This is a genomic window from Paenibacillus pasadenensis (assembly GCF_023715725.1).
GTDB classification, from domain to species: domain Bacteria; phylum Bacillota; class Bacilli; order Paenibacillales; family Paenibacillaceae; genus Paenibacillus_O; species Paenibacillus_O pasadenensis_A.
This window is the reverse complement of record NZ_JAMBOT010000011.1, coordinates 48607-73610: the sequence shown is the minus strand read 5'-3', so window position 1 is coordinate 73610 and position 25004 is coordinate 48607. Positions and strand designations below refer to the sequence as shown.

18 protein-coding genes and 1 riboswitch are annotated in these 25004 nt (G+C 55.2%); of the genes, 11 read left to right on the top strand and 7 right to left on the bottom strand.

The genetic code is table 11. The features are described from left to right. Positions 1–35: 35 nt before the first annotated feature. A complete protein-coding gene (locus tag M3223_RS19855; RefSeq protein WP_251564850.1) occupies positions 36–1766 on the bottom strand; it encodes an acyltransferase family protein in 1731 nt (576 codons plus the stop codon). A 386-nt stretch (positions 1767–2152) separates the two neighbouring features. On the opposite strand from M3223_RS19855, the gene M3223_RS19850 reads away from it, so the two are divergent. Then, positions 2153–3538, top strand: coding sequence for an amino acid permease (locus M3223_RS19850; RefSeq protein ID WP_251564913.1), 1386 nt, complete (start codon positions 2153–2155; stop codon positions 3536–3538). A 208-nt stretch (positions 3539–3746) separates the two neighbouring features. Beyond that, positions 3747–4013: a hypothetical protein gene (locus tag M3223_RS19845; protein ID WP_251564848.1), complete on the top strand. Its 267-nt coding sequence runs from the start codon at positions 3747–3749 to the stop codon at positions 4011–4013. Between the two features lie 360 nt (positions 4014–4373). Here the strand turns inward: M3223_RS19845 and queF are convergent, their stop codons facing one another. Beyond that, positions 4374–4877, bottom strand: coding sequence for a preQ(1) synthase (queF, locus tag M3223_RS19840; RefSeq protein ID WP_251564846.1), 504 nt, complete (start codon positions 4875–4877; stop codon positions 4374–4376). A gap of 225 nt (positions 4878–5102) precedes the next feature. Here queF and M3223_RS19835 point away from each other — a divergent pair, with 225 nt between their 5' ends. Then, positions 5103–6593, top strand: a complete 1491-nt coding sequence (locus M3223_RS19835) for a hypothetical protein (protein WP_251564844.1) — start codon at positions 5103–5105, stop codon at positions 6591–6593. A 34-nt stretch (positions 6594–6627) separates the two neighbouring features. On the opposite strand, the gene queE is transcribed toward M3223_RS19835, so the two are convergent. The 3 genes from queE to queC all read right to left on the bottom strand — a co-directional run bounded on the left by queE (position 6628) and on the right by queC (position 8793). Next, a complete protein-coding gene (queE, locus tag M3223_RS19830) occupies positions 6628–7440 on the bottom strand; it encodes a 7-carboxy-7-deazaguanine synthase QueE (protein ID WP_251564910.1) in 813 nt (270 codons plus the stop codon). A 175-nt stretch (positions 7441–7615) separates the two neighbouring features. After that, a complete protein-coding gene (locus M3223_RS19825) occupies positions 7616–8065 on the bottom strand; it encodes a 6-pyruvoyl trahydropterin synthase family protein (protein ID WP_251564842.1) in 450 nt (149 codons plus the stop codon). Further along, positions 8062–8793 (bottom strand): 7-cyano-7-deazaguanine synthase QueC, encoded by a 732-nt coding sequence (gene queC / locus M3223_RS19820; RefSeq protein ID WP_251564840.1) that lies wholly within the window; start codon positions 8791–8793, stop codon positions 8062–8064. The genes M3223_RS19825 and queC overlap by 4 nt, the downstream gene beginning before the upstream one ends. Before the next feature lie 245 nt (positions 8794–9038). Continuing rightward, a riboswitch (PreQ1 riboswitch) is annotated at positions 9039–9082 on the bottom strand. Between the two features lie 244 nt (positions 9083–9326). On the opposite strand from queC, the gene M3223_RS19815 reads away from it, so the two are divergent. From M3223_RS19815 to M3223_RS19800, 4 genes are all read left to right on the top strand, one after another. Then, positions 9327–11180 (top strand): sensor histidine kinase, encoded by a 1854-nt coding sequence (locus tag M3223_RS19815; protein ID WP_251564838.1) that lies wholly within the window; start codon positions 9327–9329, stop codon positions 11178–11180. After that, on the top strand, positions 11180–12769 hold the full coding sequence (locus M3223_RS19810; RefSeq protein ID WP_251564836.1) for a response regulator transcription factor: 1590 nt from the start codon (positions 11180–11182) through the stop codon (positions 12767–12769). The genes M3223_RS19815 and M3223_RS19810 overlap by 1 nt, the downstream gene beginning before the upstream one ends. Positions 12770–12920: 151 nt before the next feature. Beyond that, a complete protein-coding gene (locus M3223_RS19805) occupies positions 12921–14387 on the top strand; it encodes an ABC transporter substrate-binding protein (RefSeq protein WP_251564834.1) in 1467 nt (488 codons plus the stop codon). 111 nt (positions 14388–14498) lie between these two features. Then, the gene (locus M3223_RS19800; RefSeq protein ID WP_251564832.1) at positions 14499–15437 is read left to right on the top strand and encodes an ABC transporter permease; all 939 of its coding nucleotides are present in this window, start codon (positions 14499–14501) and stop codon (positions 15435–15437) included. 190 nt (positions 15438–15627) lie between these two features. Here the strand turns inward: M3223_RS19800 and M3223_RS19795 are convergent, their stop codons facing one another. Next, positions 15628–15894: a hypothetical protein gene (locus M3223_RS19795; protein WP_251564830.1), complete on the bottom strand. Its 267-nt coding sequence runs from the start codon at positions 15892–15894 to the stop codon at positions 15628–15630. A 301-nt stretch (positions 15895–16195) separates the two neighbouring features. Here M3223_RS19795 and M3223_RS19790 point away from each other — a divergent pair, with 301 nt between their 5' ends. From M3223_RS19790 to M3223_RS19780, 3 genes are all read left to right on the top strand, one after another. Then, positions 16196–17119, top strand: coding sequence for a carbohydrate ABC transporter permease (locus M3223_RS19790; RefSeq protein ID WP_251564828.1), 924 nt, complete (start codon positions 16196–16198; stop codon positions 17117–17119). A gap of 302 nt (positions 17120–17421) precedes the next feature. Continuing rightward, positions 17422–18750 (top strand): glycoside hydrolase family 125 protein, encoded by a 1329-nt coding sequence (locus M3223_RS19785; RefSeq protein WP_251564825.1) that lies wholly within the window; start codon positions 17422–17424, stop codon positions 18748–18750. A 203-nt stretch (positions 18751–18953) separates the two neighbouring features. Then, positions 18954–21695, top strand: a complete 2742-nt coding sequence (locus tag M3223_RS19780) for an alpha-mannosidase (RefSeq protein ID WP_251564822.1) — start codon at positions 18954–18956, stop codon at positions 21693–21695. A 623-nt stretch (positions 21696–22318) separates the two neighbouring features. On the opposite strand, the gene M3223_RS19775 is transcribed toward M3223_RS19780, so the two are convergent. Then, a complete protein-coding gene (locus tag M3223_RS19775; protein WP_251564820.1) occupies positions 22319–23689 on the bottom strand; it encodes an MATE family efflux transporter in 1371 nt (456 codons plus the stop codon). A 250-nt stretch (positions 23690–23939) separates the two neighbouring features. On the opposite strand from M3223_RS19775, the gene M3223_RS19770 reads away from it, so the two are divergent. Beyond that, positions 23940–24938 carry an AraC family transcriptional regulator gene (locus M3223_RS19770; RefSeq protein ID WP_251564817.1) on the top strand — a complete coding sequence of 333 codons (999 nt, stop codon included), beginning with the start codon at positions 23940–23942 and terminating at the stop codon, positions 24936–24938. Positions 24939–25004: the final 66 nt, after the last annotated feature.

Sequence of the window (25004 nt, the reverse complement as noted above, 5' to 3'; positions counted from 1 at the left end):
CTCCCTTATTGCGTTGGGGAAACGAGCGCCGTTTGTTATAGAGATTCAACCAGCAGATTTACGTACATATCAATTCCTTTCTGGTTAAAATGCACGCCGTCCTTGGCAAAAATATCGTCGAAGCCTTCACTCGCGGCATACCAATCGACCAGCTTCACATTGTCCGCCATGTCCGCCGCCTTCGCGAGCGTCTCGTTCACCTTATCCTGCCAATCACGCGGAACTCTAGTATTTACGAGCAGAATTTGCCGTTCCGGGCCAATCGCTTCCAATAGCGCCTCCAGCTGCTTCATGGAAAAGATTCCGTTTGTTCCTAGCTGGACAATGACGGTATCACCCAGCCTGCCGCTGCTTTTCAGTCCTTCCACTACGTCGACTGAATGCGACAATTGCCTGCCCACCTCGCCGTCAATAACGATGCCCGGCAGCCTCTTTTCCAATCCGGAGGCGACCCCCAAAATAACGGAATCTCCGATCGCCGTAAGCCCCCCTTCGGGAAGCTGGCCGGAGCCGCTTGTTTGAACATTTTTTAAAGAGTTCACCGATGGCTGGCCTGTATTGTTCATGCAGGCCACTGTGGTCAAAATAAGAATGACTGCCGCAAAAGAAACAACCGCCCTGACCAGCTTGCTTCTAATACTTCTATCCTTCACTTGCCTCATGAAATTGTTCATATAGGGAATAAATCCACCTTTCCGTATAGGCTCCTCGAGATACCGCCATGACAGCTCCGTGAGCGCAGCTGTCAGCACAATCTGAAATAACGCGCGCAGAGGGTTGAACTCTACTCTTTCTAGGAGAGGAGTAGTTAGAACAATAACGGGATAATGGTACAAATAAATGCCGTAAGAGCGAACGCCGATCCATTTCAACGGCTTAATGCCGACAAAGCGGGCCAGCCGGTTCGCGGGATGGGCAAGCACGGCCACAACAGCAGCAGCAGCGAGAGCAAAAAGAACCATTCCGCCGCGATAAAGGAAACTATCGTATTCCCCGACCCGGGCCATCATGAAGCCAATAATCAGCAGCCCCGCCACTCCGGCTCCATCCAATATTCTGCGGCTTCTTTCCGAGACCGTTCGGGTCAGCTTCCAGCTTGGCCACACGACCGCCAGCGCAGCGCCGATCAGCAGGGCAAACGCTCTTGTATCCGTACCGTAATAAACCCGGCTCGGGTCCGAGCCCGATTTGTACAACAAAACCATAAGCAGCGCGGACAGCATTGCCCCCGCCAGCAGCCCCGTCGCCAGCTTGCCGCGTCTGGACGCAAGACGGACCGCAACCGCGAGAATGAAGGGCCAGAACAAATAAAACTGTTCTTCAACGGCAAGCGACCATAAATGACCAAATGGAGAAGGGGGGCCGAAGCTTTCGAAATAAGAGACTTCTTTTGTAATGAGATGCCAATTATATAAATAAAGCAAAGCGGAGCCGATCTCGCCTAATAAGGAAACGAGGCGGGGAACGTCGCTGATCAATAGGCAAAAAGAGACGATAGCGAGCATAAGGAGCATGGCGGGCAGCAGTCTTCTTGCGCGGCGGATTAAGAAGGTTCGAATATCAGGTTTCTTTTGCCTCTCCAGCTGTTTCATCAGAATATCGGTAATCAAGTAACCGGACAGGACAAAAAATAGTGTCACTCCCAGCAATCCGCCCGGCACTGTCTTTATGTTTAAATGATAGGCAACAACGGCAAGCACAGCGATAGCCCGTAACCCATCCAGCCCCGGCATATAGCGGAATCGAGAATCTATCGGCTTAGGCATAAGAATTTCCTTTTAATCCGTAAATCAACATCTTGTTCAGCCCCTCTAGATGATCAGTGTCACCTTATTATAGAAGGGGCCGCTCTACAGATCGTAACAGACCGGTTACATCCCGATGTCAGACTGGAAACAAGGCCATCTATTTGGTCAGCTTGTTTTTATGCGTGCAGGGCGCAAATAACAGCCTTTTTCATGCCGGATGCAAAATTGGGAGGAATTACGCTTGAGCTCTGGCGCGATGTCGCCTAATATGGAAAAGTTGCGTCATTGCGGCATCTGAGTAAAGCCGCACCAACGAAAAGAATGAAACGGAGTGTGCTTTCCCTTTGAAACAAAACAAAGCTGAAACCAGCCTGCGACGCGGGCTTAAAGCAAGACATTTAACGATGATCTCTCTCGGCGGATCGATCGGAACCGGCCTCTTCCTCGCCAGCGGCGGGGCGATCTACAATGCAGGTCCCGGCGGCGCGCTGCTGGCCTATGGGCTAATCGGCATCATGGTGTACTTCCTCATGACCAGCCTCGGTGAAATGGCGACCCATATGCCCGTTTCCGGCACGTTCAGCACGTATGCGAGCCGTTTTGTGGAACCGAGCTTTGGCTTCGCCATCGGCTGGAACTATTGGTACAATTGGGCTATCACGCTTGCCGCGGAGCTGGCCGCCGCCACTCTGATTTTGAAGTTCTGGCTGCCGAATAGCTCTTCCGCGCTGTGGTCCGGCCTGTTTCTGCTGCTGCTGATCGCCCTGAATCTGCTGTCGGTGCGCAGTTACGGAGAATCAGAATTCTGGTTCGCCATGATTAAAATCGTAACCGTCATCGTGTTTATCATCATCGGCCTGCTGATGGTGCTTGGAATCTGGCGCGGAGACGGCATCGAGAGCACCGGCTTTGCCAATCTGACGGACAACCCGTTCCCGTTTGGCATCCTGGCCGTGCTCGGCGTGTTTATGGCTGCAGGCTTCTCGTTCCAGGGAACGGAGCTTGTCGGCGTCGCCGCAGGCGAGAGCGAGAACCCTCGCCGCAACGTGCCGCGCGCGATCCGCACTATTTTCTGGCGCATCCTACTGTTCTATATGCTCGCCATCCTGGTCATCGGCCTGCTGATTCCGCATACGACGGAGGAGCTTGCCAGCGGTGAAATTGCGACGAGCCCGTTCACAATCGTGTTTGAAAAAGCCGGCCTGAGCATCGCGGCTTCCGTCATGAACGCCGTCATTTTGACGTCGCTGCTTTCGGCGGGCAACTCCGGCCTGTACGCATCCACGCGGATGCTGTACGTGCTTGCCAAGGAAGGCAAAGCGCCGCGCGTGCTCGCCCGGCTGAATAAACGCGGCATCCCGGTTCCTGCTCTGCTCGTGACGAGCGCGTTTGGCTTGCTGGCTTTCTTCGCTTCATTTTTTGGCGACGGGGTTGTGTATACGTGGCTGCTGAACGCCTCCGGCATGACCGGCTTCATCGTCTGGCTCGGCATAGCGATCAGCCATTACCGTTTCCGCCGTGCTTGGGCGGTCCAGGGCCGTTCGCTGGATGAGCTGCCTTACCGCGCAAAATGGTTCCCGTTCGGCCCGCTGCTCGCTATGGCGCTTTGCGCCCTGGTCATCATCGGCCAGTTCATCGGCGGCGTCAGCGGCGGCAAAGTGGACTGGATGTACATTGCCGCCTCCTACTTCGGCCTGCCGCTGTTCCTCGCGATTTGGCTCGGCCACAAGTGGAAGCACAAAACAAAGCTGCTCAAGCTGGAGGATTGCAAGCTCGACGCGGAGGAGTAGGCGGGTTGCTTGGTCAATGCAGGGGAAAGAGTGAATGATGCTCTACAGTAGAGGAATAGAGCGGGATGCTCGGTTAATGCAGTAGAGAAGAGTGAATGATGCTCTATAGTAGAGGAATAGAGCAAATTGCCATCTCATTGTTGAGCAGCAGAGCGATATGCCATCTCATTGCAGACAGGAAAGCGAATAATGCGGTGATTTGCTGGATGTGCGCCAGCAAGCCCTTACCCGAAGAAATAAGGCCGTTTTAGGCCTTATTTCTCCACTTTCACCTGTTATGCTTGCAAATAAGGCCGTTTTAGGCCTTATTTCTCCGCTTTCACCTGTTATGCTTGCAAATAAGACCATTTCAGGCCTTATTTATTCACTTTCACCTGTTATGCTTGCAAATAAGGCCGGTTTAGGCCTTATTTATTCACTTTCACCTGTTATGCTTGCAAATAAGACCATTTCAGGCCTTATTTATTCACTTTAACCTGTTATGCCTGCAAATAAGACCGTTTTAGGCCTTATTTCTCCGCTTCCACCTGTTATGCTTGCAAATAAGGCCGTTTTAGGCCTTATTTCTTCACTTTCGACTGTTCTGCTTGCAAATAAGGCCGTTTTAGGCCTTATTTCTCCGCTTTCACCTGTTCTGCTTGCAAATAAGGCCGTTTTAGGCCTTATTTCTTCACTTTAACCTGTTCCACCAGCACTTAAGGGCGTTTAGCGCCCTTACTTTTACTCCGCGGAATCTAAAAATCGTACCAACCGCGCCCTCCCGACATCCCTGCGCGCAAAAAATCCCCTCGCCCAGCGCGTCACGCGCACATGGCGAGGGGATTTTTAACACTAATTAGCGGTTGTCAATCTTCTCCGGATACAGATCCAGATTCATCAAGCGATACTCAGCCATCTGCTCATACTTCGTGCCGGGGCGTCCCCAGTTGCAGTACGGATCGATCGAGATGCCGCCGCGCGGCGTGAATTTGCCCCATACCTCGATGAACTTAGGCTCCATCAGCTTGATCAGATCGTTCATAATAATGTTCATGCAGTCCTCATGGAAATCGCCGTGATTGCGGAAGCTGAACAGGTACAGCTTGAGCGACTTGCTTTCGACCATGAGCTGATCCGGAATATAAGCGATATAGATTGTTGCAAAATCCGGCTGTCCCGTCATCGGGCACAGGCTTGTAAATTCCGGGCAGTTGAATTTGACGCGGTAATCGCGTCCGGGATGTTTGTTGACGAAGCTTTCCAGCACCTCCGGCGCGTAAGTAACGGGGTATTGAGTCCCCTGATTTCCCAGCAGCGTGACGCCGCTCAGCTCCTCGGAGTTTCTGCCTTGGTTGCTCATTACATTCGATCTCCTTCAATATTGAATGGTTTGTTCCTGCACTTGCTGCAGTAGCTGCTGTTCCTGCTGCTGCTATTCCCGCAAAATAGCGTTCTGCCGCTTTTAATTGTGGAAGCCTGTCCGGCATCCTATAATAAAGGTTGCGGCTGGACATGCCTGCCCTTCCGATCGAGTCCGCAACCGATAATTTCGCAATTCCCTATCAAGCCTGCAAGGAGCAAGCCGATGAAAATCCGTTTCGCCGCTGCTGCGGCTCTCGCTATTATCGTTCTATGCGTCGTTGTGTTCACGATGCCGCCGTCGGAGTCCTACCAGGATCCGGATACGTTTTGGCATATTGAGGTTGGCAGCCACATGCTCGACACCGGAAAAGCCCCTCATACCGCCATCCATACGTTTTTTGGAGACGACACCTTGCCTTACGTGCCGCATGAACTGGGCTTTCAGCTTGTTATCGCCTTGCTGTACCGGGCGTTTGGCTGGGCCGGCACTTATTTGCTTACCGCCGTCTGCCTGCTCGTGCTGTCGCTGGGTCTTTACCGCATGATGCAGGTATCGCGCAAGGAGCTCGGCCTCGACTCGCGCGGCCGCGAGGCTATCCTGACGCTTATGCTGCTGCCGGTCATCTGGGGCATCTACGAGATTTATTTTACGACCCGTCCGCAAATGATCTCCGCTTTTCTGATCGTCTGGTTTTTTGTGTTCCTGCGGGAATTCCAAATGAAACCCGCTGCGCGCTACATGGTGCTGCTGCCGCTTATTTCACTGCTCATCGCGAACTTCCACTCCGGCGTCTGGCCGGTTATCGTCGTGTTCATGGGCATGGCGCTGCTGGAGTCGCTGTTCACCCGCAAGCTGTTCACCCGCCGCATCGGCTGGCGCTGGCTGACAGTCGTGCTGACGGTCATCGGGGCAGGGCTGCTCAACGTAGCAGGTGCAAAAGGCGTGCTGTTTATTTTGACAGTCACCCAGGACAACTTTAATCTGATGATTAACGAATGGAAAGCAATCCAGTTCAACAGCATGGGCAATCTGACCGCTACCTTGATGCTGCTTACGTTTGTCGCTTTGCTGCCGTTCAGCATCCGCAAACGGTTTTTCCGTTTTGAGTTCATGCTCGGCATCTTTTTCCTGGGCGTGTCCAACTATAAGTACCATCTGTTCATGTGGCTGTTCGTGCTGTATTTTGCAGCGGTCGTCATCGAGGATGTTCCGGTGCTGCGCCGCTTCCGTCTGAAAATGAACGCCGCGCCGCTAATCGCCGGGCTTGTCGTTGGATTGGCTGTGAACACCGTTTACAACTTCCAGCACACGCCGCAGCCCAATTCGTTCAAATATCCGGTTAAGGAAATGGACTATATTTTGCAGGAATTCAAAGGGCCTGGACGTCCCAAAGTCATGACGCTGTACGGCTCTTCCGGCTATGTGATGTTCCGGGGCGGCAATGTGCTGTCCGACGGCAGGCAGGACCCCTTTATAACGGATCAAACCAAAACCGTCTTTGGCTGGACCGCCTTTGAGCAATCCATGCACGGCTTCCCTGTATATGTGACCGATCTGGCCAAAGCAAACAAACCGGATTATATTATCGTTACCCGCAAAAATGCCTCCAGCAGCTTTTACAGCACCTGGGTCAAAGACTATGGCGCTCCTGTAAAAGTGGGCGACTTCGGTTATGTCTTCCGGGTGTCCGGGCCGAAGGACGCCAGTTCATAGAACGCCAGTTAAAAAATGTCCAACTTTCTTCGGCTCAAACGCCGCGTTTGTTGCCCCACAGCCATGCATGCAGCTGCGGCAGCACGCGAACCCGGCGCCAGCGGGCGTCCGCCATGACGGAGTCGACAAGCCGTTCGTAACGGGCGGCCAAATGCTCGCGCAGCGCGGCGGCATCCGGCTCCTCCAGCCGGTCGTTGCCGGCCTGCAGGAACATCGGCACCGCCGGAAACCGGCTGTGCACCTCCATCGCAAACTCAAGATCCTCATCGGCCGAGCCTGGTTCGTCAGGCTCGGCTTTTTTGCCGTCTCCAGCAGCCTCCCGCCCGCCAGCCGGTTCCATAACGACAACCTTCAGGCTTGGCGTTCGTCCCGCTTCCATAAGCCGGGCTACGATTCGCTCCAGCGCAGTCCAATCCGTCTTCATGCCGGAGCTCGGCGGTTTCGGCGAGAGCGTCAGCTCGTCCACGTTCAGAAACCAGTCCTGCCAGCGGCTGCCCTGGGTTTCCAGCGCTACAACCGTTCCGCCGCTTTGCAGCAGCGAGATGAGCCCGCCCAGCTGCGGCAGCAGCGCCGGGTTGCCGCCCGACAGCGTCACATGGCCCGGCCATTCTCCGCCCGAAAGATCCCGCAGCTGCTCCAGCACCGTCTCCGGCTCCAGCCATTCGATATCGTCCTTGGCGCTGCCGTCCCAGGTGAACGCCGAATCGCACCAGGAGCAGCTGTAATCACAGCCAGCCGTACGGACAAACATCGTTTTGACGCCGATGACCATGCCCTCTCCCTGAACGGTCGGCCCGAACACCTCTAACACCGGGATGCGGGTCCGCCGGGGCGCAGCCGGTGACATTGAGCTTTCCGCCGTATGCATCATGCCGCCCATACCGCCTATTCTACGCGCTTCGCCAATACCGCGTGGATCCTGCCTAACAGCCTCATCAACGATGCCCTGACCTGCTTCTCCAGCCTTATGACCGCCGTCCTGACGCTCCGCATATACAGTCCCGGACCCAATCATCCCCCCGCTAAACACGGCTGGCCTCCGGACGGTAAATGACATAACTGGTCGGCGTTTCCCGCAGGAACACCTGCAAGCAGCGGGCGCCGTTGCTGCGCCGGTCCAGCTCCTCCTGCACGAGCTCCCATACCGTGCGCGCGACGACTTCAGTCGTCGGAAACTGCTGCGGATCAAGCTCGGAGGAACCTGCGCCAAACCGTTCGTCATCGTTGAGCAGGCGATGGTCGAAACGGTCCCGGACCAGTCTTTTGACCTCTGAAAAATTGACCAGAAAGCCGCAGCTGTCCAGCTCGTCGCCGCCAACGGTGACGTTGCAATAATACGTATGACCATGCACGCGGCTGCAGCTGCCCGCCTCTTCGGCCGGGATGTAATGAGCGGCTGCAAAATGAAACTCCTTGTTCAGCTCAAACCGGTAGTTATGATCAGGAGGCGCCGGATACATCTGCTGCATCATTGTCCGCCTCCCGTCCCGAACGCTGCCCTAGCCGCATCCGCCCCGCGCCGCGCCAAATACCGCTCCAGCCCGCTGCGCCGCAGCTTGCACGCCGGGCAATCGCCGCAGCCGTCCGCCTGAATTCCGTTATAACAGGTCAGCGTCCGCTCACGCACAAACTCAAACGCGCCAAGGCGGTCGGCAAGCTCCCATGTCTGCTCCTTATCGAGCCACATGAGCGGCGTCTCGATGACAAACGGATTGTCCATCGCCAAATTAATCGATACGTTCAGCGATTGGATGAACACGTTGCGGCAATCCGGGTATCCGCTGAAATCCGTCTCGCATACGCCGGTCACAATGGTCTGCGCTCCTACTCCTTTAGCCAGCACGGCTGCGAAAGATAAAAAAAGCAGATTGCGTCCCGGCACAAACGAATTCGGCAGCCCGCCCTCAGCCGGAGCATCCGCCACCGCGACATCCGCTCTCGTCAGCGAGCTCGGCGCAAGCTGTCCCAGCAGGCTCATATCCAGCTCATGATGCCTGACGCCAAGCTCCGCCGCGATCGATGCGGCGCATTCCAGCTCCAGCGCATGCCGCTGGCCGTAGCGGAACGTAACCGTCTCCACTTCCTCAAAACGCTGCAGCGCCCAGAACAGGCAGGTCGTGCTGTCCTGCCCTCCGCTGAATACAACGACGGCTTTCCCCTTGCGGTTGTCCAGGGAACCGCCCATCGATAGATCTGACATATGAAATCCTTCTCCTCTCTCGTCCACCCGAAGCGGCAGAGAGCAAGCGATGCTCCGCTATTCTACATTCCTTGCCAAGGGAAAACGGCGGCTGCCGTCCTTGGCGGCGCATTACGTTTCAATTCCGCAGAAACATAAGAGCATCCTGTCTTATATTTCAAAGAAAACGGCGGAAAGCTCTGCCCTTCCCATGGAAGGACGGCTTTCCGCCGAACGCAAAACACACGGATTCCCCTTGGAATCGTGTGCCTGTAGTTTTTTATAGAGGGAGTTCGCGAACCTCTCCCGGCGGCAGCGCGCGGCGCTTTGCCGGAATTTCTTCTTCGGTTGTCCCAACCAGCATAGCACAGGAGCAAGCCGCATGGCTAGCCGCCCAGCCGCCGGTTCGCGCTGCCCCAACAATCCTCCATCAGCTATGCTATAATGAACGGCATTCAAGCATGTGGCTCTGGCAAGCACCCCTTCTATCTCCAGAAGCGGACGCCCGATCCCGGCTGCCAGCGACTCTATCTGCCCGCAAGGAGGACTTCACCATGAAGGTTCAAAGCTTTTATCGGACCTTTATCAAAAACAATCTGTTCACCAAGCTGCTGGCGACCTTCTCGTTCATCTCCGTTTTGACCATCGTGACGCTGGCCTACCTGTTGTACGCCTTTATGGCGGATTCCGTCCGCAGCGGCATTTTTGACGACCAGCGCCAAGCAATAGAGGCGGTCAATTCCCGGCTGGCAGCCAAACATGACAGCGCGCAGCGCATGATATCCGATGTTTATTCCGATCAGGCTCTCAGCCATAACCTTTCCTATCTGCTGTCCCATTCCTACGCCGATTATATCCGTTACCGGATCGACCGCTACTCCGACGAGCCGTTGGCCGGTTATGCCAACGCGTTGACCTACTTTAAGCATAAAACGGCCGGCGACAGCGACATCCAGCGGCTTTTGATCTACAGCTCGGTCGAGCAGTATCTTTTTGCCTGGAAACCAAGCGGCAGCACGCATCTGCTGGAAATGAACTCGGCCCTTTCCTATATCCCGGATGCGATGGCTCTGGATGTGCCGGCTTTTTCGGCTCCTAATCGGTGGGTTTCCAAGGCGATGGCTCTGGAGGATGAGCGGCTTTACGCCGTGCGGGTTGCCGTAAACAATCCCGGAAGCCTGCAAAAAATAGGCCAGCTGCTCGTCTACTACAACTCTGACGGACTGCTCGACGCACTGGAAGGCTTTAAGGATGCGATCAAGGGATACATCCTCGTGCTAACGCCTGAAGGCCAGGTGCTGTTCGACTCCTCCGGCCGTTATTACGGAGCCCGTTACCCCTATGCAGCCAAAATCAGCTCGATCAACGCCTCGGTCAATTTAGAGGAGCCTTCCTCCGTTTCCGTGCTCACCAATAGTGCAGCCGGATATTCCGTTGTCAGCGTCGTGCCTGACTCTCAATTGCAGGAAGCGACTGCTAAGCTGCGCCGGAGCGTACTGATTACGAGCATCATCGGAATTCTGATTGCAATTCTTGTACCCGCTCTTGCCGTATCGAGCGTGGCGCGCCGTACCGGCAGCCTCGTAAGGCTGATGCGCCGGGTCGAAAGCGGCGACTTTGCCGGACGAATCAGCGACGAGCGCGGAGACGAGCTGGGGCAGATCTCGCAGGGCTTCAACCGGATGCTGGATCAGCTGAACCGTCATATTGAGCAGGATTATAAAGCGGAAATCCGCCAGCGGAACACCGAGCTGTCGGCGCTGCAGGCACGGATCAATCCTCATTTTTTGTCCAATACGCTTGAGGTCATCCGCATGAGAGCCGTTTCACAGGGAGCCGACGATGTCGGCGAGATGATCTACAGCCTGTCCGTTCTGTTCCGCAGCATGGTCGGAAGCCAGAGCATGGTGCCGCTGCGCGAGGAGCTTGAGCTTGGACGGCGCTACCTGGAGCTGTTCCGCATCCGGTATAAAAATCGGTTTTCCTACACGATTACGATGGACGAGCAGCTGGGAGGCCGGCCGATTATTAAGCTGTCTCTGCAGCCGGTCATTGAGAACTACATCGTGCATGGTCTCGATACGGAACGGGCGGACAATCAATTCGAAATCGCGGCATCGCTGGAGCACGGCCTAATCCGCATCACCCTCCGCGATAATGGGCGCGGAATTCCGCCGGAGCAGTTGGATCGGCTGCGTTTACGGCTGCAGCTCCCGTCCCCGCCCGAAACCGCAGCCGGCTCCTTCGGCCTTCACAGCGTCGGCGAACGGCTTCGCCTCGTGTACGGCCAGCAGGCCGGGATGTCCGTTGAGAGTTCCCCTGGAGGGGGCACAACCGTTGCGCTCTGGTTCCCGGATGAACGCGATGAACGGAATAAACGCAATCTTACACCCAAGGAGGGACTCTGATGTACCGCGTCTTACTTGTCGATGACGAGCCTTTTATTGTGGAGGGACTGCAGGACGCCATCGATTGGTCCGCCTATGAGCTGGAAGTCGCCGGAACTGCCGGCAGCGGCAAGGCAGCGCTTGAGCTGCTCGCTCAGCGGCCTGCCGATCTGCTCGTAACCGACATTACAATGCCCGGCATGACCGGACTGGAGCTGATCCGCGAAGCGCGCAAGCTGCTGCCTGACCTGAAAGTGATTATTTTGAGCGGCTACAATGAGTTTGATTATTTGAAGGAAGGCATGTCGCTTGGCATTGAAAACTATTTGCTGAAGCCCGTCAACTTTCAGGAGCTGCGCTCCACCTTAACCGCCACCATCGCGAAGCTGAACGCAGCGCCTGAAAGCCGGTCCATCCTCACCCAGGAAGAACAGGGCATCCTCCGCGACCGCATCCTGTACCGCTGGATGCGGGGCGAGATTGACCCGGATGAGCTGCGTCAGCGCTCCGGACTGCTCGGGCTGAACCTTGACCAGCCGTGGCTGGTCGCCGCTTCCGTGCGGCATGTTGCAAGCGGCGGCGCTTACGCCCGCCGGATCATCGAGGCGGCGCTGCCGGAGCCGTCAGCCAAGCTGCGCTTTACGGATTTGGACGGCGATGAAATTCTGCTCTTTTTGGCGGATACGCCGGAAGAAGCAAAGCAGAAGGCGAGCGATACGCTTGGCACGCTGGTCGCAGCCGATTCCGGCAAGCTGGAGGAGGGACCCTTCTATTCCTTAGAGAACGAAGCCGGCCGCAGCGGCCCGCCTCTCCGCCTTACGCTGGGCACAGCCGAACGCATCGGCAGACTGGAGCAGCGCAGCTACGCTTTAGCCAAAAAAACGCAGGACTACCATTTGCTGCGCAGCGACAGCCCCGTTCTTGACGCCGCCGAGTTAACGCAAACGCCGGCCGGGCTGGAGCAGCCGCTCGACCTTGGCGGAGGTGAGTATTCCCGCTGGCTGCTCGCGCGAGATACCAACCAGCTGTTTGCCCGGATTGACTCCGACTTTCTGGAGCTGCAGCAGCGCAAAGGCGCGACGCCGGAGCTGCTTACAAGCGCGGCCATCGAGCTTGCCGTCGCTTTCCGCTTGGAGCTGCGGGATATGAAAGGCGGCGAACAGTCGCAGGAGGTGCTGTTTCATTTCAAAAAAACGCTCGACCGCATCAGCCGTTCCTCGACGCTGGAGGAGCTGACTGACGCGATTAAAGCTTCGGCGCATTTTACGATGGAGCAGCTCCAGCGGAGCGACCGGGTCCCGATCGTCAATCAGGTCATTTTGCATGTAGCCGGCCATTACCAGGAGCTGCTGTCCCTCAAAACGCTTGGAGCCATATACCATATTCATCCGGCTTATCTGGGCCAGCTTTTCAGCAAAGAGACCGGATCAAGCTTCACGGAATACTTGAACCGTTACCGGATTGAACGGGCAAAGGAACGGCTCAAAGATACCGACGACAAAATCGCCGACATCTCCCGGGAGGTCGGATATGTGGAAACAGGTTATTTTTATAAACAATTTAAGAAGCACGTTGGAATATCTCCTAACGACTACAGGGAATTGCGGTAACGCCGCAATTCCTTTCTTTATTTTGAACAGCGGATTCATAATTTGTAGCCTATGTGAAAAAACTTACATCAGGTAAGGTAATAACAGGCACGGACGGACACGCCGGAAACGGCGGCCACACAAACGTTCAAGCACTAAGGGAGGAGTCATCATGAAAAAGAGATCGACACGCAAAATCAGCGCCATCGCGCTGGCCCTCACTGCAGCCCTGGCTGTAACCGCTTGCGGCAATAGCGCCGGCAAAGAGGAAGGGACTCCGGAAAAACCGGTCAACCTGATTTGGTATACAATTGGCGTTCCGCAAAAGGATACGGAGAAGGTTATGGCGGAGGTCAACAAATATACCGCTGAAAAAATCGGCGCCACCGTCACGATGAAACAGATCGATTTTGGAGACTACAACCAGAAGATGGGCGTCATGACCGCTTCCGGCGAGCCGATGGATATTTTGTTCACCTCTTCATGGGCATTTGACTACGTGCAGAACGCTCGCAAGGGCGCTTTCATGGAGCTGGACGAACTGTTGAAATCACATGGACAAGGCATCGTCGACACGCTCGACCCTGCATTCCTCGAAGGCTCCAAGGTCGACGGCCATAACTACGGCATCCCGGCCAACAAAGAGCTTCCTGCCCAAGCGGTTTGGCGCTTTAACAAACAACACTTGGATAAGCTCGGCCTCGACTATAAACAGGCAACCTCGCTGGAAAGCCTGGAGCCGTTTCTGAAAGCAGCCAAAGAAAAGCTTCCGGGCGTGCTTGCGCTGAAAATTGACCAAAACTTTACTCCATACACGCCTTATGACTACCTGATCCAAGGCCTTCCGATGGCTGTTTCGCTGAATGGCGACAAGAAAAAGGTTGTCAACGTGCTGGAAACGCCGGAGATGAAAGCAGCGCTGGCAACGATGCACAAATACTACAAGGCCGGTTACATTTCGCCTGAAGCAGCGACGACAACCTCCACGAGCGATCTGGAGAAGACCGGCAAATGGCTGATCGACAAAGCCGATACCCAGCCTTTAGCGGACAATGCCTGGAGCACAAGCCTTGGCTACCCAATCGTCTCCACGCCAGCTGGCGCTTCCGTTATCTATAACTGGTCCGTTATGGGCTCCATGCAAGCAATCTCGGCTAATGCGGAGTACCCGGAGAAAGCGATGGAATTCCTCAACCTGCTTAACACCGACGTTAAGCTGCGCAACATGATTGATTCCGGCATCGAGGGCACCCATTACAAAATGATCGGTGACAACCGTATGGAAAACCTGCCGGAAGCGAAAAACTACGATATGCCAACCTTTGCGCTTGGCAACGTAATGCTCACCTACCTTAACCCGGCCGACCCGGCTGACAAATGGGAGCAGTTCAAAAAATTCAACGATGAAGGCAAGCCTGCTCCGACGCTCGGCTTCAACTTCGACACCTCCAAAGTGTCCACCGAGCTCGCCAGCCTGCAAAATATTAAAGCCGAAATATGGGCTCCGCTCATGACCGGCACCGTTGATCCTGAGGTTTATCTGCCTCGCGCCATTGAGAAAATGAAGGCCGCCGGCCTCGATAAAATCATGGCCGAAGCCCAGTCCCAGTATGACGCCTGGATGGCTCAGCAAAAGTAAATTCCGATCGTATAGGGGCGAAGGCGACTTCGCCCCTATTTTTTTGATTCATATGCATGCAGTAGACCGCACAAGCCGGTCTTGATCCACAACTCAAGGAGGTATGCCATCATGAACGGATTGGCGGGCTTCTTCCGCAATTTAAACCGCAACAAAGCGATTCTGCTCATGGTTTTGCCAGGAGCTTTATGGTTTCTGATCTTTTCGTATATTCCGATGGCGGGCGCCATCTTGGCTTTTAAAGAATACCGCGTCAGCCGTCACGGCTTTATCGACAGCATCATCAGCAGCGCTTGGGTCGGTCTGGACAACTTCAAGTTTCTGTTCAGCACTAGCGACGCCTGGGTCATTACGCGCAACACCTTGCTGTACAATATTACGTTTATCGTGATTGGCCTCGTGGCTGCGGTAGCCATGGCTATTGTTCTCTCCGAAATTGGCAGCAAAAAGCTTTCCAAGCTGTATCAGACCGGGATGTTCCTCCCCTATTTTCTTTCCTGGGTTATCGTCGGCTACTTCGCGTTCAGCTTCTTGAGCCTGGACAAAGGCCTGCTTAATCAGTTTCTCGTCAAGCTAGGCGTCGATCCCATCAACTGGTATTCCGATCCCACTTACTGGCCGTTTATCCTTGTGTTCATCAGTATGTGGAAAGCAATCGGCTACAACAGCGTTGTGTATCTGGCGTCTATCATGGGTATTGACCGCTCGCTGTACGAAGCCGCAATGATTGACGGCGCCAACAAATGGCAGCAAATCCGCAATGTAACGATTCCGATGCTGACGCCGCTCATGACCATTATGACATTGCTGGCAATCGGAAAAATCTTCTACGCCGACTTTGGCCTGTTTTATCAGGTTCCTCGCGATTCCGGCGCTCTTTATTCCGTCACCAACGTTATCGACACTTACGTCTACCGCGGTTTGAAAACAACCGGCGAGTTCGGGATGATTACGGCGGCTGGCCTGTACCAGTCTTTTGTCGGGTTCGTGCTGGTTCTTACTTCGAACTGGATCGTCGGCAAGGTGAACAAGGATAATACCTTGTTCTAAAGGATAACACCTTGTTCTAAGGGAAAAACTTGACTGGCAATAGCCGCTCCGAGGGCTGATCCTTCTTCCGATTCACTGGAGCCCAGATTCCCTTGATTCCTCTTCCCCTTCTGGGAAGGAATCCGGCCTCCAAGAGAACCGCTGCCGCTTCTACAGAAGGATTCAGCCCGCTCCGCTCTCCTGCCTGCCCTCATGCCAGAACCAGCCCGCCCTTCCCATATTTATGGGGCGGGGCTCGGCGCCAGGCTTGTCCGGCGCCGCGCTGGCCCGTGCCTGCTGCACGGGCGAGTGAGGGAGGCGCCATGCGCCGCCTCCCGATTGCTCTTGCGGCGGCGAATAGCCCCGCCGCTGGGCTGTTTGCAGCGATAACCTCGCTGCAAAAACCAATTGCTTCGCGGCGAATAACCTCGCCGCTAAAGCGGTCTGCCGCCTCCGATGTATGTCGGAGGCGCACCACCCCCAAAAAAGCCTCTTTGGGGGTGGTGGAGGGCTTGGCGAGAGCGGCTGCGGCGGCGCAGCGGAGAGGCCCGATGCCTTCCGGAGAAGCGGCAGCGGTCCTCTTGGAACACGGATGCCTACCCTTTTGGGGGTTAGGCGATCGAGGCATCTGTGTTCCAGTGGAATCGGAGGAAGGCTCGGGACTCGCAGCGGAGTTCCGATGCAGACGGTCGAGCCTCGGTTCGAGACCCCAGTTCCGTTGCAGACGGTCGAACCTTTAAGCCAGCACGCCACCAACACCAAAGAAGGGAGCTACAACCATGTCTACCCGCTCCGCTACACGGAAGCCGCGCGACTTTCAACGGCTTAATCCGGCTTGGAACGTCATCTTCAACCTAGTTGCCGGATTGTTCGCACTGCTGTGCGTGTTTCCGTTTATTTTTATCATCATCATCTCCTTCACGGAGGAGCAGTCATTAGCCACAAACGGCTATCAGCTGTGGCCGGAAAGCTGGAGCCTGTCCGCTTACAGCTACGTGCTGCAAAACGGCGACGCTCTGCTCCGCTCCTACGGCGTCACGATTTTTGTTACCGTTGTCGGCACTGTGCTGTCGCTAATCATCGTTGCTCTTTACGCCTACGGCATTTCGCGAAAAAGCTTCCAGTACCGCAAGTTTTTCAACTTTTTCGCCTTTTTCACGATGCTGTTTAACGGCGGACTTGTACCGACCTATATCGTCGTAACGCAAATGCTTGGCCTAAAGGACAGCGTTTGGGCGCTTATTCTTCCGCTGATGGTCAATGCGTTTTACGTGCTCATCATGCGCACCTTTTTCATGACGATGGTTCCGGACGCGATTATCGAATCCGGCAAAATCGACGGAGCCTCCGAGCTGCAAATTTTCTACAAGCTAGTCCTCCCGCTTGCATTGCCCGGCCTGGCGACAATTGCTCTGTTCAGCACGCTTGGTTATTGGAACGATTGGTTTAATGCTCTGCTGTATATCGAAAACCCGAATCTTGTGCCGCTCCAATCGATGCTGATGCGCATTGAGACGAATATGCAGTTCCTGCTCACGCAAGCTTCCAGCAATGCCTCCTTGGCGGAAGGGCTTCAAGATATGCCTCAGGACACAGCCCGGATGGCAATGGTTGTGCTGGCGACAGGTCCAATTGTGCTCGCTTATCCGTTCTTCCAGCGCTATTTTGTTCAGGGATTGACGATCGGCGCAGTGAAAGAGTAAGTTAGCGATAACGCAGGCAGAATGAACCTAACTTACCTAACAAAACAAAGCCATGTATGGAAAAGACTACTCCTCAGATGGCCTAACAATGAATTCATACAAGGTAACCTGCTCTTGTTCTGCCAAGCGGGCCAAAAACCTGCCGACACATCCGCAACACCTCGCAGCAGCAGGAATTCCGTTTGTTTACACTGCCGTTTGCAGCCTCAAATCGCCTTGCGATTCGCTTAGCAAAACAGGCTTACGAGGATGTCCGGTCCGTTAGCTACATTATCCTAACAGCAAGGAGCTAGATCATAACTATGGAGCAATTCCGCCTTCCCAAAATTCCGATGCCTGACCTGACTTTGCCAACCGCCGTGCAAAATGTGCTGACCGAAGCCGACGAGCGTCTGGCTCACCGTCCAAAGCTGCGCCAGCTGTTCCGCAACTGTTTCCCGAACACGCTGGAAACGACGACAAAGCTGATGCCGGACGGCACGACGTTTGTCATTACCGGCGACATTCCTGCTATGTGGCTGCGCGATTCCGTGGAGCAAGTCATTCATTACGTGCCGCTTGCCAAGGAAGACGCCGGGCTGCAGCGTATTATCGAAGGGCTCATTAAGCGTCATATGACGATGATTTTGATCGACCCTTACGCCAACGCATTTAATGAAACAGCGAATGACTGGCACTGGAATACGACCGACGAAACCGACATGGGACCGTGGGTATGGGAGCGCAAATTTGAGCTCGATTCCATTTGTTTCTCTTTCCGTCTCGCTTATTCTTATTGGAATGAAACGAAGCATACGGCCATTTTTGACACAGACTTCAAGCGCGCCATGCGGGCTACGATCGATCTGTGGAAAACGGAGCAGCACCATTTTGAGAAATCGCCATACCGCTTCAACCGTGACAACGGCATTCCAGTCGACTCCATGCGGAACAAAGGCCTCGGCATGCCTGTTAACTACACCGGCATGATCTGGTCCGGCTTCCGTCCGAGCGACGACGCTTGTGACTTCCATTACAACATTCCAGCGAATATGTTCGCTGTTGTGACGATGCGCCAAATGCGCGAAATCGCAGAGTGGGTATTCCGCGATATGGCTTTGGTGAAGGAGCTTGCGGACCTGGAAGCGGAGGTTACACACGGCATCCAGCTGTACGGCATTTATCGCCATCCGGAATTCGGCCCAATCTACGCTTACGAAACGGACGGATACGGCAATTTCTGTCTCATGGACGACGCCGGCACGCCGGGTCTGATGTCAATTCCTTACGTCGGATACACGACGAACGACGACCCGATTTATCTGAACACGCGCCGTTTTGCGCTCAGCAAGGAGAATCCTTTCTACTACGAGGGCTCTAAAGCAAAAGGCATCGGCAGTCCGCATACGCCGCCGGGATACATCTGGCATATGGCGCTGTCCATGCAGGGTCTCACCGCAGTGAGCAAAGAAGAACAGCTCGCGATGATCGACATGCTGGAAGCTACGGACGCCGACACCGGCTTCATGCACGAGGGCTTCCACTCCGACGATCCGGCCGTATTTACCCGTAAATGGTTCGCTTGGTCCAACAGCCTGTTCTCCCAGCTCGTTTACCGCGCGATGAAGGACGGCTCGTTAGACGCAAAATAATTCTGCTAACCAGCCGCAGGTCGACCTTAACATTAAGGCGACCTGCTTTTCCAAAGTTATCACCGACAGCCGACTTGCTATATAGGACATACATGTCGTCCTTTTGCAGGGCGGCTGTCGCTTTTTCTGATAGATAATCCGCACTATGGCGGGTATGCTTGACTTAATATTGTACTCTCCATTAGGAAAGGATGTCCTTATTTATGACAAAGCGCACTGCGCATATCGTTTCCCATACCCATTGGGACCGCGAATGGTACCTTCCATATGAAAAACATCATGTCCGTCTCGTTGAGCTGATGGACACGCTGCTCGATACGCTGGAGAGCGATCCCGGCTACCGCAGCTTCTTTCTGGACGGCCAAACGATTATTTTGGAGGACTACCTTCAAGTTCGTCCCGAGCATCGCGCACGTTTGGAAAAGCTCATTCAGGATGACCGCATTCTGATCGGGCCATGGTATATTTTGCAGGACGCATTCTTGACAAGCGGCGAAGCGAATGTCCGCAATATGCAGATCGGTCATGAAGACGCCGCACGCTGGGGCAAAGTATCCAAAATCGGCTATTTCCCGGATACGTTCGGCCTGTTCGGCCAAAGCCCGCAGCTGATGCAGCAATCCGGCATCGACAACGCCTTTTTTGGACGCGGCGTAAAACCGACCGGCTTTAACAACGAAGTCGGCGAATCCGAAGCGTACGAAAGCTCCTTCTCCGAGCTGATCTGGGAAGGACCGGACGGCTCCCAGGTTCTCGGCATTCTGTTTGCTAACTGGTATTCCAACGGCAACGAAGTGCCGACCGATAAAGCGGCAGCTCAAGAATACTGGAACCGCAAGCTTGCTGAAGCAGGCAAATACGCGTCCACGCCGCATCTGCTGTTCATGAACGGCTGCGATCACCAACCGATTCAAACGGACTTGGCTCAAGCGATCGAAGTCGCGGGCGAAGTGGAGCCGGACGTTGAGTTCATCCACTCCAACTTCCCGGATTACCTGGACGCCGTACGTGAAATTGCGGGCGATCGCAATCTGTCAGTCGTTAAGGGCGAGCTGCGCAGCCAGCGCACCGACGGCTGGGGCACGCTCGTAAACACCGCCTCCTCCCGCGTTTACCTGAAACAGATGAACACGCTTGGACAAGCAATGCTGGAGCGCGTAGCCGAGCCGCTTGCGGCATACGGCCAGCTGACGGGCAAAAAATACCCGCAGCATCTGTTCACCTATGCTTGGAAACAGCTCATGCAAAACCATCCGCATGACAGCATTTGCGGCTGCAGCGTCGATGAGGTTCACCGCGAAATGGTTACCCGCTTCGATAAAAGCCGCCATGTGGCGGAAACAATCGTTTCCGAAACGGCCGCATTCATCGCGGAAGCAGTCGATACCAGCGTATTCGGCGGCTACGGCTCGGACGCGCTGCCGGTTGTCGTGTACAACACGACAGGCTGGACGCGCAGCGGAGCGGTGAGCGTCGAAGTGGACGTTGCACGCGTTTACTACCGCGAAGGCGTAAGCTTCCCTGAAATGAACCGCCGCATGAACGAGCTGGACATTACCGGCCGCGTGCTTGTGGATGCAGCAGGCAGCCCTGTGCATGTAACGGTAGAGGATCTTGGCCAGCTGTTCGGCTATGATCTGCCGGATGACGCGTTCCGTCAGCCTTACCAATGCCGCCGCGTCCGCCTGACGTTCCAAGCTTCCGTTCCGGCTCTCGGACATGCCGCTTACGCTTGGGTCAAAGCGGATGCTCAGCCTGCGGACGCTTCGGCAATCGCGCTCAGCGAACGGATGCTGGACAACGGCGTTCTGCGCGCCGAGGTGGCGGAGGACGGTTCCTTCACGCTGACCGACCTGCGCAGCGGACGTGTATACTCCGGCCTTGGCGTATATGAGAATACCGGCGACATCGGTAACGAATATATGTTCATGGAGCCTAAAGGCACTCAGCCGATTACGACGCGCGGCCTGGCCGCTTCCGTACGGGTGCTGGACAACGAGCCTTACCGCGCATCGCTGGAAATCGTGCACGAGTGGTCCGTTCCCGCCTCGGCGGACGAGCTGCTGGAGCGCGAGCAGCGCGAGGTTGTATTTATGCAAAACCGCAAGTCCGGCCGCTCCTCGGAGCTTGTTACGCTGCGCCTGACGACCGTGCTTTCCCTGGAGCAAGGCAGCGGACGGCTGGACATTACCAGCTCGTTCAACAACCAGGCCAAAGATCACCGCGTGCGTATGCTGTTCCCGACTGGACTGCAAACATCCGTCCACACGGCGGACTCCATTTTCGAGGCTGCTGTTCGCGATACCGAGCCGGCTAAAGAATGGGTTAATCCGAGCAACACGCAGCATCAGCAAGCATTTGTTGATGTCAGCGGCGCAGCGGCGGACGGCGTTACAGCCGGCCTGACCGTAGCAAACTTTGGCCTCAACGAGTACGAAGTGCTGCGCGACGGCTCCAACACGATTGCCGTCACTCTGCTTCGCTCCACCGGCGAGCTTGGCGACTGGGGTTACTTCCCGACGCCGGAAGCGCAATGCATCGGCGAGCACAACGTTCAGCTGGCCGTCATCCCGCATAACGGAGACGGCGCAGCCGAAGGCGCTTATGCCGAGGCTTACCAGCTGCAAACGCCTTGGACCGCGGTGCAAACCAGCGTCCATAACGGCCAGCTGAAGCCGGTTGGCGCTCCGCTCGCTTGGGAAGGCGAAGCGCTGGCGTTCTCCGCCTTCAAGGTCAGTCCGGTGACGGGCGACGTTGTTGCCCGTCTGTACAACCTGAAGCGCGAAGCTGCCGAGCTGAAGCTCCAGGTGCCTGCAGGCACCGGCACCGCCTACAAGTCCACCATCATGGAGCAGGCGTCTGACGCGGCGCTCCAGCTGGCTGACGGCCGCATCGAGCTGCCGGTCGGTCCGGCCGAGATCGTGACGATCGGACTGCGCGGTTAATCGCAGCTAGAAAGCACGCATAGACCGTCCCTTTTCATAGGGGACGGTCTTTTTCTATAGATGCAGCAAAAAAGGAACTTGCTCCGGTAGAGGAGCAAGTTCCTTTTTGATTTGCAGTTCCCGAAGGTAAGTTAGCGCCTCAATGCCACAGCTATCTGTAACAGTTAGCGGAGTCCTAACGCAACTGAAAAGGCTTATTTGATGCAAAAAGCCTCTTTTTACAACGTAACGCAACTGAGCCGCCTTATTTGAGAGTTTAAGCGCCTAATGGCTCGATAATCGGCCTAATAAGGCGTGTCAGTTGCGTTAGGATCTTGAAATAGCTCGAAACAGACCATTAAGACGTCTCAGTTGCGTTAGATGTTTAAATTGGCTCAAAACACACCATTAACGCTTCTCAGTTGCGCTAGAGCTGAAACGTCGAAATCGTCGGGCCGTCTGTCTCGGGAATCCGCGCTTATACTCTACAAAGTCAGCCTCTGCAGGACATCATCCTGATGCACACTCAAGGAGCCGCTTGTTGTCTTCAAGCAGCAGCTCCTTCTGAAAAATCGGGCTCTCCATCGTCCCGCCTTAAACTGCTGCCCAAAGGCAGCCTCTTTTAGCAAGCTGCTTTCCACCCCTTAAACCTCAGCCGCAGCTCCGCCTTGCCCTACGTTCAGATCCGTCGACCCCGCGCGGGAAGCCCATTTCCGGCTGCGCCAGCGCAGCCAGCAAACGAAGCCGCGAATATATTCGTCGGCGATCATGCAGATGTAGATGGCGATCAGTCCCCAGCCAAGATGAAGGCTGAAGTAATACGCGATGCCTACCGAAACGCCCCACATGCTGATCGTGGAGGCATACATCGTGAAGCGTGTGTCGCCAACGGCGTTCAGGGAGTCGGCAATGGCCATGTTGAGCATTTTGCCCGGCTGCAGAATCAGATTAAGTCCCAGCAAGGAGGCGCAGATGGCGAGAATTTCGGGGTCCGTTGTGAAAAGGCCAAGCGCCTGGCTGCCCAGAAAATACACCAGCAGCGAATTGGCGACGACGACGCCCTGTCCAATCCACAGCCCTTTGTAACAATCCTTGTACGCCTCTCTTGTGTTCCCGGCACCGAATAGATGCGCCACGCGAATCTGGGTTGCAAGAGCAATCGAGAAGCCGATCAGGAAGCAGAAGGACTCTAGCGTGTTCATATACGTGCGGGCCGCCAGCTCTTTTGCGCCGAGCGTGCCGATGAAGGTGAAGATGACCAGCTGCGAAAACACCCAGTTGCCGGAGTAAACGCCAAGCGGCCAGCCGATACGCATCACTTCGGCGAACAGCCCCTTGCTCCACACCTTTAAATCTCCCCACCATATTTTGCGCTCGAAAGCAAAAACGTACATATAGAACAGCAGCGCGCAAGCCAGCAAACGGCTGACGACCGTACTCGTCGCAACTCCAGCCAGCCCCCATTCCGGAAGGCCGAATTTGCCGTAAATAAACCCGTAGTTCAGCACGATGTGGACGACGTTCATGCCGATAGCCGTATACATTGGTCCGCGCGCATTGCCCGTATTGCGAATCGCCGCGCTGAGCGTGCTCATAATCGCCGCCAAAATCATGCTGCCGCCAACGATGGAAATATACGTGCCCGCCAACGGAAGCAGCGCGTCCGGCATTTGCAGCACACGTGCGATTGGCTCTGGAAAAATAATCAGCACCACGCTGAGCAGCGCGCCGATAATCATCGTTGCTTTGAGCGCGATGATGCTGATCGTCCGCGCTTCTTCCTCTTTGCGCGCGCCAAGCTTCTGAGCAATCAAAATACCGGCGCCGCTTGCGATAACCGTAAACAGCACGGTAAGCGCGTTGAACAGCTGATGAGAGAATCCGACGACCGCGACCGCATCATCGGATATTTCGCTCACCATGAATGTATCCGCCGCTCCAAGCAGAAACTGCAGAAACAGCTCGATGAAAATGGGCCATGAAAGCGCCCACAGGGAATAGCTGCGATTTTTCATGATTGAAACCTCCATCCTAAAGCTCGGCGTACTGTGTGCAATGCCAATGACTATGAAAGCCCTTTCCTTGGCCATGCTCTCCTAACAACCTAACTTTCTAGGAATGGAGCGTATTTCACGTGTGCCTGGAGCCTGCTAGTCAATCCGTATTATAATAGCTATATACGCCTTGATGTATCACAGAAGCAACCAGAACTTTCAAAAAAGAAACTACATCTTTTTACCTAAAATTTACGAAAGGAAGGTCCGCATGAAGCTGCTGCAATTTGCGCTGCCCCCGCTCCCCTATTATGTTGCCAGCGGCTACGAGGACCATCCGCCGGGCATGACTCATGTGGATCGCCGCAACATCGGCCTGTTTGATCTTCTTGCCGTAGAGGAGGGAGAGCTGCTCGTCACCGAAGGGGACCGGAGCTACGAGGTAAAGGCGAATCAAGCGCTCATTTTGCGGCCCGACGCCCATCATTACGGCACTGCTCCGCTGCGCGAGCGGACGGTTTGTTACTGGCTGCATTTTAAGCACGGCGGATATTGGACGGCTACGGATAAACGGCTGCCTTTATACCGCAACCAGCGCGGCGAACGGGGAGAAGCAGTGCTGGAGGAAACGCCCGGAGCGGAGGTTGCTGCAGACGGTCGGTCGGATGGGATAAATGCTCCGAAAGAAGCAGCAGCCAAAAAAGTCCCATCGGCCGAGGCGGCCGGGGATTGGGACTGGAAGATGAATGTTCGGATGTTTGCCGTCCAGCTTCCCCAATATTGCAATTTGGTTGAGCCGGTTACGACTTTTGAGCTGTTAGGGCAAATTACCGCCATGCAGCAGAGCGGACATGTCGGAGGTTCGATGTGGCGGCAGCAAATTCTGTTTCAAGAGCTGCTGCAGCAAATATCGGCATCCAGCGACGCCCGCTCCACCTCGCCTTCGGCGTCCTGCGCCTCTATGGCGGCGGCTTATTTGCGGCGGCACTACCGCGAGGATATAAGCGCCCGCCAGATGAGCGACAGCCTGAATTTCCACTCGGTTTACATTGCCCGCTGCATGCAAAAGGAATTCGGCTGCTCGCCAAAAGAGTATCTGCTCCGCTACCGCATCGACCAGTCAAAGCTGCTGCTGCTGCGCACCGACTACCCCGTCTCGCGCATCGCGGGCGAGGTTGGCTTTAATCAGGCGGCGTACTTCGCCTCTTGCTTCGCCAAGTACGAGGGCATCTCTCCGCGCAGCTATCGCCAGCGGTTCTCGCATGCTTAATACGATGCCGGAGGCTTCCCCGCGCATTCAACAAGCTGGAGCGTCAAGCAAAGTTTTGCAGCATAC

What these genes read in the sequence shown, in the direction of transcription:
- M3223_RS19855 (WP_251564850.1), bottom strand. Translation starts at nt 1,766, where the DNA reads ATGCCTAAGCCGATAGATTCTCGATTCCGCTATATGCCGGGGCTGGAT.
- M3223_RS19850 (WP_251564913.1), top strand. Translation starts at nt 2,153, where the DNA reads ATGATCTCTCTCGGCGGATCGATCGGAACCGGCCTCTTCCTCGCCAGC.
- queF (WP_251564846.1), bottom strand. Translation starts at nt 4,877, where the DNA reads ATGAGCAACCAAGGCAGAAACTCCGAGGAGCTGAGCGGCGTCACGCTG.
- M3223_RS19835 (WP_251564844.1), top strand. Translation starts at nt 5,103, where the DNA reads ATGAAAATCCGTTTCGCCGCTGCTGCGGCTCTCGCTATTATCGTTCTA.
- queE (WP_251564910.1), bottom strand. Translation starts at nt 7,440, where the DNA reads ATGTCACCGGCTGCGCCCCGGCGGACCCGCATCCCGGTGTTAGAGGTG.
- M3223_RS19825 (WP_251564842.1), bottom strand. Translation starts at nt 8,065, where the DNA reads ATGATGCAGCAGATGTATCCGGCGCCTCCTGATCATAACTACCGGTTT.
- queC (WP_251564840.1), bottom strand. Translation starts at nt 8,793, where the DNA reads ATGTCAGATCTATCGATGGGCGGTTCCCTGGACAACCGCAAGGGGAAA.
- M3223_RS19815 (WP_251564838.1), top strand. Translation starts at nt 9,327, where the DNA reads ATGAAGGTTCAAAGCTTTTATCGGACCTTTATCAAAAACAATCTGTTC.
- M3223_RS19810 (WP_251564836.1), top strand. Translation starts at nt 11,180, where the DNA reads ATGTACCGCGTCTTACTTGTCGATGACGAGCCTTTTATTGTGGAGGGA.
- M3223_RS19805 (WP_251564834.1), top strand. Translation starts at nt 12,921, where the DNA reads ATGAAAAAGAGATCGACACGCAAAATCAGCGCCATCGCGCTGGCCCTC.
- M3223_RS19800 (WP_251564832.1), top strand. Translation starts at nt 14,499, where the DNA reads ATGAACGGATTGGCGGGCTTCTTCCGCAATTTAAACCGCAACAAAGCG.
- M3223_RS19790 (WP_251564828.1), top strand. Translation starts at nt 16,196, where the DNA reads ATGTCTACCCGCTCCGCTACACGGAAGCCGCGCGACTTTCAACGGCTT.
- M3223_RS19785 (WP_251564825.1), top strand. Translation starts at nt 17,422, where the DNA reads ATGGAGCAATTCCGCCTTCCCAAAATTCCGATGCCTGACCTGACTTTG.
- M3223_RS19780 (WP_251564822.1), top strand. Translation starts at nt 18,954, where the DNA reads ATGACAAAGCGCACTGCGCATATCGTTTCCCATACCCATTGGGACCGC.
- M3223_RS19775 (WP_251564820.1), bottom strand. Translation starts at nt 23,689, where the DNA reads ATGAAAAATCGCAGCTATTCCCTGTGGGCGCTTTCATGGCCCATTTTC.
- M3223_RS19770 (WP_251564817.1), top strand. Translation starts at nt 23,940, where the DNA reads ATGAAGCTGCTGCAATTTGCGCTGCCCCCGCTCCCCTATTATGTTGCC.